Below are 17222 nucleotides of genomic sequence, written 5' to 3' on the forward strand. Positions count from 1 at the left end.
CCGGCCGCCCCGTCCCCGCGCGGCGCGCCGCGCCCGTCAGCCCGCCGGACCGGCTCGCAGCCGGACCGCCCACGGGTGCCCGGCGCCCTGGGCCAGGGTGATGGTCTCGGTCAGCCAGGCGCGCTGATCCGCGGTGAGGAACGGCAGCACCTCCGTGAAGTCCTGCTCGTCCTTGGGGCGCGGGGACCCGGCCTTGTAAAGGAGCTGCACTTCGGGGCAGAGATACGGAACGCCGTCCCCGGAGACGCGGCCGAGCCGGTCGAGCGGCAGGCGGATGCGGGGGTCGCGGCGGAAGAGCCAGTCGTCGCCCTCCGTGTCGTCGAGCATGAGCTGGATGCGCCAGGACTCGTCGGGTCCCGGGCGGCACCAGATGTCGTGCACGTACGGTGGCAGGACCTCGCCGGGGAGCCAGCGGCGCAGGGTGCCGGGCGGGTCCGCGGCCCACCACTCCCAGCCCGTCAGGAGTTGCTGGACGGCGAGCTGGTCGCGGCGGAGCAGGAGTACGTCGATGTCGGCGTGGTCCCGGAAGGCGTGGCCCACGGCGAGTTCGACCGCGTGTCCCCCGGCGATCCACCAGGGGACACGCAGCGGCGCGAAGAGGCGGGCGGCCTCGTCCGGCGGGGGCGGATCCCAGGGGCCCCACGGGGTTTGCGTACGCATGGCCGTCGGCCCCTTTCCCGTCCGTTTCCGTCCGCCTCCGTCTGCTTCCCTCTCCGGTACCGCCCGCCGTGGGGTCAGTCCGCCCTCAGCAGATGCCGGTAGCTGTCCGGATGCTCCCTCAGGAAGGTGGCCAGGCTCGTCGCCGGATGTCCGGTGAGGTCCGGCACGGCGTCCGAGACCGTGGCCATCTCACCGGTGGCGATGGCCTCGTACGAGGTCACCCAGCCGGCCACCTCCCAGTCCTCGGCACCGTGCCGCGCCCGGGAGGCATAGGCCTCCTCGCGGGTCTCCGGTACGTAGGTGACGGTCCGTCCGGTGACCCTGCTGAGCTCCTCGGCCGCTTCGGCGAGGGTGAACGCCTCGGGGCCCGTGAGGTCGTAGGTGATCCCGTCGTAGCGGGTGTCGGCGCTCTCGGTGTCGGCCAGCAGGACGGCGACCGCGACGTCCGCGATGTCGTCGTGCGCCACCGCCGCCACCCGGCCGTCCCCGGCGGGGCCGCGCAGCACCCCGTCGGTGCCGGTCATGGCCGGGATCCCGGCGAGGTAAAGGCTGTCGCGCAGAAAGGTGTAGCGGACATCGGCGGCCCGGATGTGCGCCTCGGTGTGCCAGTGGTCCCGGGCGAAGGTGAACGTGGCGTCCGGCGCCGCGCCCAGGAAGGAGACGTACACGATGCGTTCGACGCCCACGGCGACCGCCGCGTCCACGGCCGTCGTGTGCTCGCGCACCCGGTCCGGGCCCTCGTGCGCCGACACCATGAACAGCGTGTGCGCCCCGGCCAGGGCGCGGCGCATGGCCTCCCCGTCGCCGTACGGGGCGGGCGGCGCGGCAACGGCGCCGGGCAGTTCGGGCAGCCGGGACGGGTCGCGCCCGAGCAGCCGCACGGGCACGCCGGCGCGCGCCAGGCGCTGTGCGACACGGCCGCCGACGGCTCCGCTCGCGCCGGTGACGGCGACGATGGGGGCGCCCGGGTTCTCCGGACCGGTGGTGGGTGGGTTGTTCATGCGGGGTCGCCTTCCTTGCGCGGCCAGGGGCGGACCTCCACGACCGCGTCCACCGGGACGGGGCCGTAGATGTGCGGGAACTCCTCGCCGCCGGGCGTGACGGACTCGTACCGTACGGGCACCGGGAGCCGGTCGGGATCGATGACGAGGACCACGAGTTCCTGGTCACCGGTCCCGGCCCCGCTCCCGGCGCCGTACAGCATCTCGGCCACGCCGGGTAGCTGGTGCGGCAGCGAGCAGTGGATGAAGCCCTCTTCGTGCAGGGTGCGGCCGCGGGTGGACATCTCATACGTCCCGATCCCGCGGGCCGCCTCCCACAGGGGGCCTTCGGTGAGGTGCAGCAGCAGTTCGGCCATGGGCCAAAACTAGCCGCGTCGACGCGCCCTCCGGGCCATCAGCGCGGCCGCCGATCCGGCCACGAGCAGCGCGGCGGCGATTCCGCCGAGAATCCATTCACCGCCGCGCGCACCCGTGTGCGGGAGCTCCCCTCCGGGATCGGGCTTGGGCTGCCAGTCGCTGGGCTCATCGGGCTTGTGCGGCAAGGTGTGGGTCGGCGTGGGCTTCGGCCCCGGCGTGTGGGTGGGGGTGTGCGTCGGGCCCGGCGTGTGAGTGGGCGTGTCCGTCGGAGTCGGAGTCGGAGTGTCCGTCGGAGTCGGGGTCGGGGTCGGCTCCTCGCCGCAGGTCGGCAGATCGCCGTCGAAGGGATAGGCGTGCAGCTCCTGGCCGCCCGACTCGCCCGCCGAGGTGTGGGTCAGTGAACCGGCGGTGTAGAAACGGCCGTTGGTGCCGCTCATGTCCAGGGTGGCCGTACTCGACTGCCGGCCGATCAGCACGCTGCCCTGGAACTGACCGGTGCCGTGCAGGCCGACCGCGGTGGCGTCCGGGAAGTTCCACAACAGGCGCTCGCGGAGACCGTCCTGGGGCAGCGAGCCCATGAACGTGTTGATGTCGCGGGTGCTGCCGTAGACGTTGACGAGCACGGTCGCCCCGGCCGGAACCGCGTTGAACGTGATGCCCTGCTGACCGCCCTGGGTGGTGGCCACATCGGCGTCGAGGGCGAAGACCTGGAGGGCCGAGGTGCCGTCACCGGTGAAGACGGTCTCGGAACCGGTGTTCACCACGGTGCCCGTGGCGGGGCGGCGGTGGTCCTGGTTGTCGTCGTACGCGTAGCAGTGGCTGGCCTCGGTCAACTGGTCGCGCAGCGCCGTGTACGGGTCCGTGGCGGCCGGGTCGTGGACCGGAGCCGGGATCACGGTTCCGCTCACCGTTTCGGCGTACTTCACCACACCGTGGTTCGTACCCTCCTCGGCGAGCAGCCGCTGTCCGGTCGCGACGGTCAGCGGCCCGCCCACGGTCAGGTAGTCGGAGCCGTCGGGGGGCGGCACCCGTGAGCCCACGCCGGCCACGCCGACGTTGTAGACCTGCGAGGCGCCTGCGCGCTTGTTCATGTCGAACTGCCCGAGGGTGACGATTTTCCCCTCGGCCTCGGCGGCGGCCTCCCGGACCAGGAAGTCGCCGCCGACGAAGATGTTGATGTTGCTGTCATGGTGGGTGACCGGCCCATTGTTCGGATCGAGCCAGCCCGACGGGCAGTCGCTGCCCAGACACGGGCCGAGCCCGCCGGGCAGCGGGTCGGCGAGAGCGATGGACGCCATCGCGCCCACCATGGCCGCGGCTGCCGCCGTGACCACCGCCGCCCGGATACTTTTGCCGCGCCTACGCGCATATGTCGCCATACAGGGCAATATGCAGCTTTACCTACCAAACCACACGAATGCCACGCCCGGTTCGGGCCTGATGCACCCATATACGCGGGCCCCGGCCAGGCACGCCCCGTGCGAGCGAGCACGCGTCGGGCTCGTCCCCGACGGTGCGTCAGGCCGAGCCCGTCAGCAGTTCGGCCTCCACGCGCGGGTCCAGGCCGACCGCGGGGCGGTCCGGTCGTTGCGGGGCCACCCCGCCCAGACCCTCCAGCCACTTCCAGGTGTCGGCGACCGTCTCCTCGACCGGGCGGCAGCGCAGACCGGTCGCGTACGCCTTGCCGACGTCGCCCAGGTGGATCGCGTCGTACAGCTCGCCCGGCGGGAGCCAGACCGGCAGATCGCTCCACGGCTCCACGCCCGCCGCGAGGATCTTCTCCGCGGGCGTCCAGCGCAGTACCGCGTCGGAGCCGGTGGCACGTACACAGGCGTCGAGCAGTTGCCCCATGGTTGCGTGGCCCGAGCGGCTGACCAGGTTGTACGGCCCGTGCAGACCGCTGCGGGTGGCGTCCAGCAGCCAGTTCGCGAGGTCGCGGGCATCGATGTACTGGAGCATCAGGTCCGGTGTGCCCGGGGCCAGTACGGGCCCGCCGCGGGCGATCCGCAGCAGCCACCAGGGCAGTCTGCCGATGTTCTCCCAGGGGCCCAGGATCAGTCCCGCGCGGGCGAGGAGGGCCCGGTCGCCGAAGGCGTCGAGCGCGGCCAGTTCGCCGCCGCGTTTGGCCAGGGGGTACGAGACGTCCCCGCCCGCGTCGGGCGAGGCACCGGACACCAACGGGCCCTCCTCCGGCAGACCGGCCGGGGCCGGGTGGTCGTACACCGAGCGGCTGGAGACGTATGCGTACCGGGCGGCCCGGCCGGCCAGCAGACGGGCCGCGTCCCGTACGGCCGAGGGGGCGCCGCTCCAGGTGTCGACCACCAGGTCCCAGTCGTACCCGCCGCCGAGGCCGTCGCCGGCCCCGGCCAGGGCGGCGAGGCCGTCCTCGGTGGTGCGGTCGCCGAGGAGCTCCGTCACGCCCGGCGGGGGTGCGTGCCGGCCGCGGTGGAACACCGTGACGTCCCAGCCGCGTGCCAACGCCGCCTCGGTGACGGCGCGCCCCACGAATTCCGTACCACCCAGCATCAGAAGCCTCATGGGACCGACTCTGCCCGCCGGACGGCCCGGTGGGAACCGGTCCTCGCTCTCGGCGGAATCGCGGAACCGGGAAGCGGTTCTTCACGGTGTGCGGGCGAGCGGGCTGCGGTTGCGCAACAGCCACTGGTGGTACCCGGCCACGCGCCGGGCCGCCTCCCGGTAGGCCGCCTCCAACTCCCCGTACGCCGTCGTCATGTCGACGCCCGGCCGGGACACCAGCAGCAGCCGTACGGCGAGGGGGTCGTCGCGCAGCGGGCGGATCGCCATGTCGTCGCGCGGCCCGGAGGTGGGCTGGCAGGGAGCGACCGCCTCACCGAGCACGACGAGGGACGCGGTGGTGAGGTAGTCGCCGTGCAGGACGGTCGGCGCGAGGCCGGCCTCGTCGAAGACCCGGCGCAGCCCGTCCCATTCGCCGTCCACCGTGGGATCGACCATCCACCGGTCGGCGGCCAGATCGACGAGGTCGACCACGGGCCGGTCGGCGGCCGGGTGGTCCCTGGCCATGGAGATGAACTGCGGTTCGCGGTCCAGGAGTACACGCTGTTCCAGACCGTCGGGAACGGCCAGCGGACAGCCCTCGACCTCGTGCACGAAGGCGACGTCGAGCCCGCCCGTCCCGACGTCACGCAGGAGCGCGCGGGCCGATACGTCGACCCGCAACGAGATGTCCGTGTCGGGCAGCCGGAGCCGCAGCCGGCGCAGCCAGCCGCCGATGACCCGGCTCGCGGTGCAGCCGATGCGCAGCCGCGGCCCGGAGGCCCGGACCGCGTCGGCCTCCGCCTTCGCGTTGCTGACCAGGGCGGTCATTCCGTCGACCAGGGGGCGGGCCCGGCTGAGGACGGCGCGGCCGAGCAACGTCGGGCGGCAGCCGGTCCGTTCACGGCAGAACAGCTCGGCGCCCAGGGTGTTCTCGATCCGGCGCAGCTGGGTGGTCAGTGAGGGCTGGCTCACGCCCAGTCTGCGGGCGGCTTGGTGCAGGCTGCCCGTGTCCGCGATGGCGCACAGCGCCCTGAGGTGTCGCACCTCAAGCTCCATACGGTCGAGCGTAGGGCGGCGGACGACTGTCGCACCAGACTCCCCAATCGCCTCAAAGTCCGTTAATTCACCTGGAGTTGGCTGACCCTTCGGCCTGGGTACGGGAGTTGGCGATAGCCCGGTGCTATCGCCGGTTGACATCATCCGCCACGGCTCGTGCTCCCCGACACTCTCTCCGTACCGCACCCGTCCGAGTCCGATCATCGGACGGGTTCATCGGACCGGTAACCGGTAGGAGACCCCCCATGAGACACCCCAGGACCGTCATGTCGGCCGTGGTCGGCCTCGGCTTCGGCCTCGCGGCCGCGCTGGGCACGGCACCCGCCATCGCCGCCTCCTCGACCCCCGCCGCAGCACCCGCCACCACCGCGTCGGAGGCCCGCGCGGGCTACACCGCCTACGCCGGGTCGCACGAGAACGCCGCCGCGAACAAGGCGTTCTTCGAGGCGGTCGCCAAGTCCGTGGCGAAGAAGCGGGCGGCGAACCCCGGCGCCCAGTCGGTCACCGTCGTCTACAGCGCCGCCAACGCGCCGAGCTTCCGCACCCAGATAGCCAACAGCGCGCAGATCTGGAACAGCTCCGTCTCCACCGTCCGGCTGCAGGAAGGCTCGAACGCCGACTTCACCTACTACGAGGGCAATGACTCCAGGGGCTCGTACGCGAGCACCGACGGGCACGGCAACGGGTACATCTTCCTGGACTACGCGCAGAACCAGCAGTACGACTCGACCCGCGTCACCACGCACGAGACCGGGCATGTGCTCGGCCTTCCGGACCACTACTCCGGTCCGTGCAGCGAGTTGATGTCGGGCGGCGGCCCCGGCCCGTCCTGCACCAACCCGTATCCCGACTCGAACGAGCGCAGCCAGGTCAACTACCTGTGGCAGTTCGGCTTCGCGGCCGGACTCGCGCGCAGCGCCTCCTGACCACGGTCCGGACGCGCCACACCCTGGGGGCCACCTCGTAGGACGGGGTGGCCCCTCCGCCCGGCCCACCGGGCTTCGGGTTCGACGTGCCGGGGTCAGGCGCAGTCCGACGAGCCACTGGAGCGCGGCGAGCGCGAGCAGCACGGCCAGGGGCAGCGCCCAGCCGCCGGTGGCCGTGCGCAGCAGCCCGATGCCCAAAAGGCCCACGGAGGCGAGGAGACAGCCGGTGCTCGGGGCGAACGTCGACAGCGCGGCGGTCTCTGCGCGCTCCGGCCGCTCGCCCCGATGATGGCCAGGACCAGCGGAAACGCCCCAGTCCGAAGCCGGTCAGCACGGCCCGGAGGACGGGCAGGGCCAACGGGGCGCAGAGCAGGCCGAGACAGCCGGCCATCAGCGCGGCGCCGACCATGACGAACGCCAGGCGCAGCCGCGCCGCCGTCCTGGTGAGCGGCATCAGGGCGAACGTCGAGGGGACCCCCACGATCAGGCTGAGCCCACGGACCGGGCTGAGCCCATGAATCAGGCGTGCTCCAGCGGGAAGGCGCCCCGGTGGCCCGTACCGGCTCCCTGTTCCGGGCGGGGCTCGAACTCGCGGCAGCTCCAGATCTCCTGGACGAATCCGGTGCGCCGGTCCCACAGGTCCCGGACATCGCCCTCACCGGCCGCCCCGCGATAGGCGTCCTTGGCGCCCCGGAAGCAGGCGAGGCCGCCGGACAGTCCGCGTCCTGCGGCCGGGGCCGGGAAGTAGTCCGAGAAGGCACAGGCGATGCAGGTCTGGAGACGTACGCCGGGCGGCAGGGCGCGCTGGATCGTGGCGAGGGCGGAAGCGAAGTTGCTCTCGGCGCGATGGGACGCGTAGGCCGCACCGCCGAACTGGAGCTCCAGCCCGAGGTGCGAATCGGGGCGGCGCAGCGACAACAGGCAGCTGAGCGTGGCCTGATGGACGGCTCCGTCCCAGATGACCGGGAGCGGCAGGTCCCACTCCAGGACGCAGTCGCTCAGCGCGCCGTCCACCAGGACGAACCGGTCGTCGGCCGGTGGTGTGCCGACGGCCGGGGTGAGGCCGTCGAAGCTCACACCCTCGAAGTCGATCCCCCTTGTCCGGAGGCGTAGTTGCTGTCCGTCGGTGGTGAGGACAACGGCGTCGGAACCCTGTCGGTCCCGGTACCACCCTGCCCATGACTCATCTGTCATGGGCACGGACTGTAGCCCGTGCCCATGACAGTCGCCCTGTCGCCCTCCGTTTCCCGTCATGGGCCTTGTGACCTCGGCACCTTGTTCCGTTCTCCCTTCTCCGCCGCCTTCACCGCGTGCCGCGTTCCGTTCTCCCTTCTCCGCCGCCTTCGCGGCCGCATTCGCCGCTTACCGCTCCCACCTCCTCTCCGCTGTCAGTGCGTCCGGCGGGTGACGAACTCGGCCAGGGCCAGCAGATCGCCCGCCTGGGCCAGGTCGGGTACCGCGCGGGACAGATGGTGGACCGCGCGGGCCATCCGGTCCGCCGCGGCGATCTGCGCCCACTCCCGGCCGCCGGCCCGGTCGACGGCGTCGCCGGCGCGGCTCACCTCGCCGGGTGTGTTCATCGATCCCCGGTAGAGCATGGCGAGTTCGGCCGCCGCCGGGGTGCCGGAGGTCAGCGCGGCGACGACGGGCAGGGACTTCTTGTGGGCGACGAGATCCGCCCCGACCGGCTTCCCGGTCCGTGCCGGGTCCCCCCAGATGCCGATCAGGTCGTCGATGAGCTGGAAGGCAAGGCCCGACTCCCGGCCGAATCCGTCCATCGCGCGGACCGCCCGCTCCTCCGCGCCCGCGTACAGCGCCCCCAGGGCGCAGGCGCAGCCGAGCAGGGCTCCGGTCTTGGCGGTGGCCATGGTCAGGCACTCGTCCAGCGTGACCTCGTCGGGGCCCCGGTCCTCGAAGTCGCAGTCGGCCTGCTGGCCCGCGCACAGCTCGATGACGCAGGTCGACAGCCGGGCCGAGGCGTGGGCCGGGGCCGCGTCCTCGGCGAGCAGCCGCTGGGCGAGGGCGAGCATGGCGTCGCCCGCGATGACCGCGTCGGGGATGCCGAAGACCGCCCAGGCCGTGGGCCGGTGCCGACGGGTCCGGTCCTCGTCGATGACATCGTCGTGCAGCAGGGTGAAGTTGTGGACCAGCTCCACAGCGACGGCTGCCCGTACCGCCTGTTCCGGATCGCCGCCCAGCGCGCGGGCGGCGGCGAGGACCAGCGCGGGCCTGATCGCCTTGCCCGCCGGCCCCGAGGACGGGGTGCCGTCGGCCTCCTGCCAGCCGAAGTGGTACATCGCGACGCGGCGGATCGACCCGGGCAGGGATTCGACGGCGGCGCGCAGTTGGGGATCGACGAGGGCCCGGGTCTGTTCCAGGAGGACCTCGGCCTCCTGGCCCTGCGTCGCGACGACGGGCGGGGCGTTGCCGCCCTGCGTCGCGAGGGCGGCCGGGGCGTTGTCGCCCGGGGCGCGGGGTGTGGGTGGTTGGGGTACGTGGTGGGTCTTCACTGGGGCGTCCTCCCGAGGCCGCCCCGGGCACGGCTGCCCGGTGGCGGAGGTTGACGGGGCCCGGACATCGTCGTCCGGGCCCCCGAAGGGCTACCGCCAGCGGCTGACCTCGACGTTCTCCAGTACGCCCAGGGCGTCCGGTACGAGGATGGCCGCGGAGTAGTAGGCCGTCACCAGGTAGGAGATGATCGCCTGCTCGTCGATCCCCATGAAGCGGACCGAGAGGCTGGGCTCGATCTCGTCGGGGATGCCGGTCTGCTGGAGTCCGATGACGCCCTGCTCGGCCTCACCCGTCCTCATGCAGATGATCGACGTGGTCCGGGCCTCGGTGATCGGGATCTTGTTGGACGGGAAGATCGGTACGCCCCGCCAGGCCGGCACATGGTGTCCGCCGATGTCGACGCTCTCCGGCACCAGACCGCGCTTGTTGCACTCGCGGCCGAATGCGGCGATGGCCCTCGGGTGGGCGAGGAAGAGCTTCGATCCGCGGCGGCGCGAGAGCAGTTCGTCCATGTCGTCGGGGGTGGGCACACCGTCGTGCGGCTGGATGCGCTGCCCGTAGTCGCAGTTGTTGAGCAGCCCGAACTCGCGGTTGTTGATCAGCTCGTGCTCCTGGCGCTCACGCAGCGCCTCGACCGTGAGCCGCAACTGCTGCTCGGTCTGGTTCATCGGCTGGTTGTAGAGGTCGGCGACCCGGCTGTGGACCTTCAGCACGGTCTGCGCGACGCTCAGTTCGTACTCGCGCGGCGCCGCGTCGTAGTCGACGTATGTGTGCGGGACGACGGCTTCGCCGACGTGGCCGGCGGAGAGGTCGATCTCCGCCTCGCCGTACTTGTTGGTGCGCTGGTGCGGGATGCTGAGCAGTCCGGCCAGGTGGTCGCGGAGCGAGTCCGCGCGCTCGGCGAGGTTCAGCACGTCCGCCCGGCTCAGTGCCAGCACCGTGCACGCGGTGACGGCGCGGGCCGTGTACTTCCACACGGCGTCGCCGTCGACCAGGGCCTGGTCCCCGAAGTAGGCCCCGTCGGCGTGGACCCCGAGCACCGTCTCGTCCCCGTACGGGCCGGTGCCGATCTTCTCGACCTTGCCGTGTGCCAGCAGATAGACGCTGTCCGCCGCGTCCCCCGACGCGGCCAGCACCTGTCCGGCGGCGATCTCGCGCTGCTCGCAGCGCCGGGCGAGCTCGCTCAGCACCTCCTCGTCGCCGAAGCCCCGCAGGGCGGGGAGCTCTCCGAGCTCGGCGGGGATGACCGCGACGCGGTCACCGGTCTGCACAAAGGTCACCCTGCCGTCCCCGACCGAGTAGCTCAGCCTGCGGTTCACCCGGTAGGTACCACCCTGCACCTGCACCCATGGCAGCATCTTCAGCAGCCACCGAGAGGTGATCTCCTGCATCTGCGGGGCGGACTTGGTGGTCGTCGCGAGGTTCCGCGCCGCTGCCGTCCCCAGACTCTGCTGCGGCGGCACCGACGCGTTCTGAACCTCTTCACCAACGGACATCTGACGTCCTCTCGATCTCGGCTGACCTGCGAGAAGAAGCCTTCAGCACGGAGAGCGGTCGCGCCATTACACAAAAGAGTGTGACTAATCGGCTTTGGGCTGGGCACAACGCTCAGCAATGTCCGCGGGGCGCTTTAATTTGCATCCTCGATGCAACTTATCTACGGTGACTGTCATGCGGCTGACGAGATTCACCGACGTGGCGCTGCGCGTACTGATGCGCCTCGCCGTCGCGGAGAACGAGGAACCGCCGACCACCCGGGAGGTGGCGGCCACCATGCAGGTGCCGTACACCCACACCGCGAAGGTCGTCGCCAGGCTCCAGCACCTCGGCCTCATCGAGGCGCGACGGGGCCGCGGCGGCGGACTCAGCCTCACCGGAGCGGGTCGCTCCGCCTCGATCGGCGGACTCGTCCGGGAGCTGGAGGGACCCGGCGACGTGGTCGAGTGCGAGGGCAGCACCCCCTGCCCCCTGCGCGCGGCCTGCCGGCTGCGCAGCGCCCTGCGCGGCGCGGAGGAGGCCTTCTACGCCTCGCTCGACCCGCTCACCGTCACCGAACTCGTCGCGTCCCCCACCGGACCGCTGCTGATCGGCATCAGCAGCGGCCGCCCGGACACCGGCTGAGCCACCGCACACCGCGCCACGGGCCCACCGCCCGGTTCCGCACAGCCCGATTTCACGCTGTCGGGTTTCACACTGCCCAAAAATACGAATCTCAAATACCAATTAAAATGCGAGGAGTCCCAATGCTCTCCGAGACGTCGACCGCCACCGTCCGCGCCACCCTGCCCGCCGTGGGCGCGGCCGTCGGGGACATCGCCGATCTCTTCTACCGCAAGCTCTTCGACGCCCACCCGGAGCTGCTCCGCGACCTCTTCAACCGCGGCAACCAGGCGTCCGGCGCGCAGCGGCAGGCCCTCGCGGGCTCCATCGCCGCCTTCGCGACCCAGCTGATCGAGCACCCGGACACCCGCCCCGACGTGATGCTCAACCGGATCGCCCACAAGCACGCCTCGCTCGGCATCACCGCCGCCCAGTACGACATCGTGCACACCCATCTGTTCGCCGCCATCGCCGAGGTGCTAGGCGACGCGGTCACCCCCGAGGTCGCCGCCGCCTGGGACGAGGTCTACTGGCTGATGGCCGGCGCCCTGATCTCGATCGAGGAACGGCTGTACGCACAGCAGGGCGTCGTCGCCGGCGATGTGTGGCGCGAGTGGGAGGTGGCCGCCCGGATCGAGGAGACGGCGGACGTCGCCACCTTCCAGCTGCGCCCGGCCGACGGAGCGCCCGCGCCCGCCTTCCGGCCCGGCCAGTACGTCTCCGTACAGGTGGAACTCCCCGACGGGGCCCGCCAGATACGCCAGTACAGCCTCTCCAGCGCGCCCGGCTCGCGGCTCCGTTCGATCACCGTCAAGCGGGTGCACGGCGGCGGCGCGCCCGACGGCGAGGTCTCCCGCCATCTGCACGCCGAGGTGGACGCCGGTGACCTGCTGCGCGTCTCCGCCCCGTACGGCGACCTCGTCCTCGACTCCGCCGACGCACCGCTCCTGCTCGCCTCCGCGGGCATCGGCTGCACCCCGATGCTCTCGATGCTGGAGCATCTCGCGACGACCGGCCACCGCGCCCCGGTCACCGTCGTGCACGGCGACCGCTCCCCCGCCACCCACGCACTGCGCACCGACCACGCCCTGCTCACCGGCAAACTCCCCGACGCCGCCGCCCACTTCTGGTACGAGGACCCCGAGCCGGGCCACCCCGCCGACCGCACCGGCCAGGTCGATCTGAGCGGTCTCGCCGTCGCCCCCGGCACCCACGCCTACCTCTGCGGCCCGCTGCCCTTCATGCGCGCCGTACGCACCCAATTGCTGGCCAAGGGCGTCCCGGCGACCGACATCCACTACGAGGTGTTCGGCCCCGACATGTGGCTGGGACAGGACTGAATCCGGCCCACTGCTCACGGAATTGACCGGTTCGGATCGCACACGGCCCGAACAACCACCGAAGACATGGCCCGGAGAACGACATTCCGGTACAAGCGGATCAAGGCTCGTTCCCCCCACCCACGAAGGAGACGGCCATGTCCTCACCCATGTCCGCGAGCAGGTTTCTGGAAGTCCTGATGAACGAGGGGCTCACCGTCGTCCAGGTCGGCGACTGGCGCACCCACAACCGCAACCACAAGGGCCCCTGGGGCCCGGTCAACGGCGTGATGATCCACCACACGGTCACCAAGGGCACCGAGTCCACCGTGCGCATCTGCCGTGACGGCTACCCGGATCTGCCCGGCCCGCTCTGCCACGGCGTGATCGCCAAGGACGGGCAGGTCCACCTGGTCGGCTACGGCCGCGCCAACCACGCCGGGCTCGGCGACGACGACGTACTGCGCGCCGTCGTCGCCGAGAAACGCCTCCCGGGCGACAACGAGGCCAATACCGACGGGAACCAGTACTTCTACGGCTTCGAGTGCGAGAACCTCGGCGACGGCAAGGACCCCTGGCCCGCCGTCCAGCTGGAAGCCATCGAAAAGGCCGCCGCCGCGATCTGCCGTCACCACGGCTGGAACTCCCGCTCGGTGATCGGCCACAAGGAATGGCAGCCGGGCAAAGTCGACCCGCGCGGCTTCACGATGGACGAGATGCGGACCCGGATCCACGAGCGCCTCAAGTGACCGGCAGCTCCCCGGTCCGGTGACAATGGCCCCATGCCCTCCAGAGCGCTCGACCTCTCCCGGCTGCAGCCGGTGCTCCCCTCACCCCTGCAGCCGGTCGAGGACGAGCGCTTCGCGCGCCACGGCGTACGGCTGCTGCTCAAGCGCGACGATCTGATCCACCCCGAGCTGCCGGGCAACAAGTGGCGCAAGCTCTCCCTCAATCTGCGGGCCGCCGCCGGGCGCACCGTACTGACCTTCGGTGGCGCGTACTCCAACCATCTGCGGGCCACCGCCGCCGCCGGGCGGCTGCTCGGCTTCCCCACCATCGGGGTGGTACGCGGTGACGAACTGGCCGGCCGCCCGCTGAACCCCTCGCTCGCCCGGTGCGCGGCCGACGGGATGACCCTGCACTTCATGGACCGCGCGACGTACCGCGCGAAGGGCGATCCAGAGGTCCTGGCGGGGCTCCTGAGCGCCTACGGGGAGTGCTGCGTCATCCCGGAGGGCGGCAGCAACGCCCTGGCCGCACAGGGCTGTACGGAGCTGGGGCGCGAGCTGCGCGGCCGGGCCGATGCGGTCGCGGTGGCCTGCGGCACCGGGGGAACCCTTGCCGGTCTCGCCGCCGGCCTCGCGCCGGAGCAGCGCGCCCTCGGCATCCCGGTGCTGCGCGGCGGCTTCCTCGGGGACGCGGTCCGCGAACTCCAGACGGAGGCGTTCGGCGGCCCGGCCGGGTCGTGGTCCCTGGACGAGCGCTTCCACTTCGGCGGCTACGCCCGTACCACCCCGGCGCTGCACGCCTTCGCCGACGACTTCGAGCAGCGGCACGGCCTGCCCGTCGAACGGCTCTACGTCGCCAAGCTGCTGTACGCGCTCACCGAACTGACCGAGGAGGGCGCGTTCCCTCCGGGAACCGCGCTCGCGGCGGTGGTCACCGGCAGCCCTCAGGGGGCGTCCGAATCCTCCCGGTAGGCCGCCGCCTCCTCCAGGTCGAGCCGTCTGAGCAGCGTCCGCAGCATCTCGTCGTCGATCCGCCGCTCGTCCCGCAGCCGGACGAAGACCTCGCGCTCGGCGTCGATCATTTCCCTGGCCAGTCGCCGGTAGGTGTCGTCCGCCGACTCCCCGGTCACCGGATTGGCCGCGCCCAGCCGCTCCCACACGGCGTTGCGGCGGCGTTCCAGGACGGTGCGCAGCCGGTCGGCGAGGGGGCCCGGCAGACAGTTGCGCCGGTCGGCGAGCAGCTCCTCCAGCCGCGCCTCGGCGGCCGCGGAGGCCTCGCTCTGGGCCTGCGCCTCGGCCAGCGTCTCGGCCTTCGCGTCGCGCCCCGGGAGCTTCAGGACCCGTACCAGCAGCGGCAGGCTGAGCCCCTGGACGACCAGGGTGCCGATGACCGTGGTGAACGTCAGGAAGAGCACCAGGTTGCGGGCCGGGAAGGGACTCCCGTCGGACGTGACGAACGGGATCGAGAAGGCGATGGCGAGCGAGACGACACCGCGCATCCCGGCCCAGCCGACGATCAACGGCGCCGTCCAGTCCGTGTCGGGCTCGCGTTCCCTGATCCGTCTCGACAGCCACCGGGGCAGATACGTCGCCGGATAGACCCAGACGAAGCGGACCACGACGACGGCGAGGAAGACGAGCACCGCGTACCGGACGGCGTCGCCCACCGCGTACGAGCCGAGCCCCTTCAGTACGAAGGGCAGCTGGAGCCCGATCAGCGCGAAGACCGTGGACTCCAGGACGAACGCGACCATCTTCCAGACGGCCGCCTCCTGGAGCCGGGTCGCGAAGTCGACCTGCCAGGACCGGTGGCCCAGGTAGAGCGCCACCACGACCACGGCGAGCACCCCGGAGGCGTGTACGCGTTCTGCCGCCGCGTACGCCACGAAGGGGATCAGCAGCGACAGCGTGTTCTGCAGCAGCGCTTCCCTGAGGTGGGTGCGGAGCCAGTGCAGCGGCACCATCAGCGCCAGGCCGACCGCGACACCGCCGACCGCGGCCAGGAAGAACTCGCCGATCCCCGCGCCCCAGCTCATGCCCTCGCCGACGGCGGCGGCGAGGGCCACCTTGTAGGCGGTGATCGCCGTGGCGTCGTTCACCAGGGACTCGCCCTGCAGGACGGTGGTGACCCGGCCGGGCAGCCCGACCCGGCGCGCGATCGCGGCGGCCGTGACCGCGTCCGGCGGGGCGACGACCGCGCCGAGCACCAGCGCGGCGGTGAGCGGCAGGTCGGGCACGAGGCGGTACGCCAGCCAGCCGACCGCGACGGTCGCGAACAGGACGTAACCGACCGAGAGCAGCGCGACCGGCCGGAGATTGGCCCGCAGATCGAGGTACGAGCTGTCGACGGCCGCCGTGTAGAGCAACGGCGGCAGCAGCAGCGGCAGCACGATGTGCGCGTCCAGGGTGTAGGTGGGCACCCCGGGCAGATAGGAGGCGATCAGGCCCGCCGCGACCAGCAGCAGAGGGGCCGGCACGGGGGTCCGGCGGGCCGCGCCCGCGACCGCCGCACTGGCCGCGACCAGCGCCACCAGCGGCAATGCGTCCATTTCACGGTCCTCGCATCCGCACTTCACGGTCCACACATCCGTCGTAACCTGACAATCATGAGTGACTGCCCTCACGTCTCCGTACTGCCGCGCCCCGAACCGGCCCCGCTCAGTGAGACCTGTCCGGGCTGCCTCGCGGCGGGCACCCACCCCGTGCAGCTCCGGCTCTGCCTGACCTGCGGCCACGTCGGCTGCTGCGATTCGTCACCCCTCCAGCACGCCACGGCACACTTCAAGGAGACCGGTCATCCGGTGATGCGGAGCTTCGAGCCGGGCGAGAGCTGGCGCTGGTGCTTCGAGGACGGTTCGATCGTCTGACGCCTGGGTACGTCAAACCGGCGCCGGTTGTTCGCAATTGACCGCCGCAGACCTCTACCCACCGTGTGTGCTCATGGGCTTACCATGAGTGACAGCCATGGGCTGAGGCTCTGGCGACACGGCATCATGGGTCGCGATAGCGTCGCGGACCAGAACCGAAGACGTACCGCATGGCTCCGGGCCCCCTTCCCGGAACCTCGAAAGAGTTTGTGCCACCTTGGAGGTGAGGGTGTCCCAGATCGCAGGCGAGCCCGGGAATCAGGACTTCGTAGAGGTCCGGCTGCCCGCTGCGGGTGCCTACCTGTCGGTGCTGCGTACGGCCACGGCCGGTCTCGCAGCGCGCTTGGACTTCACTCTCGACGAGATCGAGGATCTTCGCATCGCGGTCGACGAGGCCTGCGCGATCCTGCTTCAGCAGGCCGTGCCGGGCTCCGTCCTCAGCTGCGTCTTCCGGCTCGTCGAGGATTCTCTTGAGGTGACGGTGGCCGCCCCGACGACGGACGGCCGGGCACCGGAGCGCGACACCTTCGCCTGGACGGTGCTCTCCGCACTGGCCGGCAAGGTCGACTCCTCGGTGGCCGACGACCGTACGGTCAGCATCAGCCTCTACAAACAGCGCGGCGCGGGACCCGGGCCGGCGTGAGCAACGGGAACGGGGACGGTCCTGTGCGGGACGAGACGATGCGACCAGGGGTGGTGCGCGCAGCAGGCATCCCGGAACAGCAGGCCCTGCCCCATCCGGTGGACGGGGCGGACGGGCCTGCGGGCCGTACGGTCGCGGTGGAGCAGTCGCAGGCGGAGCGGGCAGGCCAGATGAGCGAGCACGGGCACCACGATCCACACGACCGCAGCGGGGCGCGGGCGCTGTTCATCGAACTGCGTGCGCTTCCCGACGGGTCGCCCGAGAAGGCGGAGCTGCGCAATCGGCTGGTGCGGATGCATCTGCCGCTCGTGGAGCATCTGGCCCGCCGGTTCCGCAACCGCGGCGAGCCGCTGGACGACCTCACCCAGGTCGCCACGATCGGCCTGATCAAATCGGTGGACCGGTTCGACCCGGACCGCGGCGTCGAGTTCTCGACGTACGATGAGAGCCAGGCCTCGGGCGAGTTCTTCGCCGGCTTCATCACCGAGAAGTCGCTCAGTGTCGACAACCTCTTCGTCTTCGTCCTGATCATGGCGA

18 protein-coding genes are annotated in these 17222 nt (G+C 71.6%); 8 read left to right on the forward strand and 10 right to left on the reverse strand.

Features of this window, described 5'->3' with window-relative positions; translation table 11 throughout:
• Positions 1-36 precede the first annotated feature (36 nt).
• From ABZY11_RS34475 to ABZY11_RS34500, 6 genes are all read right to left on the reverse strand, one after another.
• Positions 37-660 (reverse strand): amino acid transporter, encoded by a 624-nt coding sequence (locus tag ABZY11_RS34475; protein ID WP_356482942.1) that lies wholly within the window; start codon positions 658-660, stop codon positions 37-39.
• Positions 661-734: 74 nt separating this feature from the next.
• Positions 735-1661 (reverse strand): NAD(P)H-binding protein, encoded by a 927-nt coding sequence (locus ABZY11_RS34480; protein ID WP_356482943.1) that lies wholly within the window; start codon positions 1659-1661, stop codon positions 735-737.
• On the reverse strand, positions 1658-2017 hold the full coding sequence (locus ABZY11_RS34485) for a DUF952 domain-containing protein (protein WP_356482944.1): 360 nt from the start codon (positions 2015-2017) through the stop codon (positions 1658-1660). Before ABZY11_RS34485 ends, ABZY11_RS34480 begins: the two co-directional genes overlap by 4 nt.
• Positions 2018-2026: 9 nt before the next feature.
• Positions 2027-3397 (reverse strand): choice-of-anchor A family protein, encoded by a 1371-nt coding sequence (locus ABZY11_RS34490; RefSeq protein ID WP_356482945.1) that lies wholly within the window; start codon positions 3395-3397, stop codon positions 2027-2029.
• A 139-nt stretch (positions 3398-3536) separates the two neighbouring features.
• Entirely contained in the window at positions 3537-4544 is a 1008-nt protein-coding gene (locus ABZY11_RS34495) for a reductase (protein WP_356482956.1), read from the reverse strand.
• A 93-nt stretch (positions 4545-4637) separates the two neighbouring features.
• Positions 4638-5591: a LysR family transcriptional regulator gene (locus tag ABZY11_RS34500; RefSeq protein ID WP_356482946.1), complete on the reverse strand. Its 954-nt coding sequence runs from the start codon at positions 5589-5591 to the stop codon at positions 4638-4640.
• A gap of 245 nt (positions 5592-5836) precedes the next feature.
• On the opposite strand from ABZY11_RS34500, the gene snpA reads away from it, so the two are divergent.
• Positions 5837-6517, forward strand: coding sequence for a snapalysin (gene snpA, locus ABZY11_RS34505; RefSeq protein ID WP_356482947.1), 681 nt, complete (start codon positions 5837-5839; stop codon positions 6515-6517).
• 519 nt (positions 6518-7036) lie between these two features.
• Here snpA and ABZY11_RS34510 read toward each other — a convergent pair.
• The 3 genes from ABZY11_RS34510 to ABZY11_RS34520 form a co-directional block, all read right to left on the reverse strand.
• A complete protein-coding gene (locus ABZY11_RS34510) occupies positions 7037-7711 on the reverse strand; it encodes a DUF6304 family protein (protein WP_356482948.1) in 675 nt (224 codons plus the stop codon).
• A gap of 194 nt (positions 7712-7905) precedes the next feature.
• Positions 7906-8895 (reverse strand): family 2 encapsulin nanocompartment cargo protein polyprenyl transferase, encoded by a 990-nt coding sequence (locus tag ABZY11_RS34515; protein WP_356482957.1) that lies wholly within the window; start codon positions 8893-8895, stop codon positions 7906-7908.
• 222 nt (positions 8896-9117) lie between these two features.
• A complete protein-coding gene (locus ABZY11_RS34520) occupies positions 9118-10524 on the reverse strand; it encodes a family 2B encapsulin nanocompartment shell protein (protein ID WP_356482949.1) in 1407 nt (468 codons plus the stop codon).
• 175 nt (positions 10525-10699) lie between these two features.
• Between ABZY11_RS34520 and ABZY11_RS34525 the strand changes: the two genes are divergently transcribed.
• The 4 genes from ABZY11_RS34525 (at position 10700) to ABZY11_RS34540 (ending at position 14147) form a co-directional block, all read left to right on the forward strand.
• Positions 10700-11149, forward strand: a complete 450-nt coding sequence (locus ABZY11_RS34525) for an Rrf2 family transcriptional regulator (RefSeq protein ID WP_356482950.1) — start codon at positions 10700-10702, stop codon at positions 11147-11149.
• A gap of 122 nt (positions 11150-11271) precedes the next feature.
• Positions 11272-12468 (forward strand): globin domain-containing protein, encoded by a 1197-nt coding sequence (locus tag ABZY11_RS34530; RefSeq protein WP_356482951.1) that lies wholly within the window; start codon positions 11272-11274, stop codon positions 12466-12468.
• A 137-nt stretch (positions 12469-12605) separates the two neighbouring features.
• Complete coding sequence (locus ABZY11_RS34535; RefSeq protein WP_356482952.1) at positions 12606-13196, forward strand: N-acetylmuramoyl-L-alanine amidase; 591 nt, start codon at positions 12606-12608, stop codon at positions 13194-13196.
• Between the two features lie 33 nt (positions 13197-13229).
• A complete protein-coding gene (locus ABZY11_RS34540; protein ID WP_356482953.1) occupies positions 13230-14147 on the forward strand; it encodes a pyridoxal-phosphate dependent enzyme in 918 nt (305 codons plus the stop codon).
• Here ABZY11_RS34540 and ABZY11_RS34545 read toward each other — a convergent pair.
• Complete coding sequence (locus ABZY11_RS34545; RefSeq protein WP_356482954.1) at positions 14120-15724, reverse strand: Na+/H+ antiporter; 1605 nt, start codon at positions 15722-15724, stop codon at positions 14120-14122. The genes ABZY11_RS34540 and ABZY11_RS34545 overlap by 28 nt on opposite strands.
• A gap of 57 nt (positions 15725-15781) precedes the next feature.
• Between ABZY11_RS34545 and ABZY11_RS34550 the strand changes: the two genes are divergently transcribed.
• The 3 genes from ABZY11_RS34550 to ABZY11_RS34560 form a co-directional block, all read left to right on the forward strand.
• Positions 15782-16042 carry a UBP-type zinc finger domain-containing protein gene (locus tag ABZY11_RS34550; protein ID WP_356482955.1) on the forward strand — a complete coding sequence of 87 codons (261 nt, stop codon included), beginning with the start codon at positions 15782-15784 and terminating at the stop codon, positions 16040-16042.
• A gap of 229 nt (positions 16043-16271) precedes the next feature.
• Positions 16272-16685: an anti-sigma regulatory factor gene (locus ABZY11_RS34555; RefSeq protein WP_072483809.1), complete on the forward strand. Its 414-nt coding sequence runs from the start codon at positions 16272-16274 to the stop codon at positions 16683-16685.
• A 23-nt stretch (positions 16686-16708) separates the two neighbouring features.
• A partial coding sequence (locus ABZY11_RS34560; protein WP_356482958.1) for a sigma factor occupies positions 16709-17222 on the forward strand: 514 nt, incomplete at its 3' end.

The organism is Streptomyces sp. NPDC006510 (assembly GCF_040611955.1).
GTDB lineage: Bacteria > Actinomycetota > Actinomycetes > Streptomycetales > Streptomycetaceae > Streptomyces.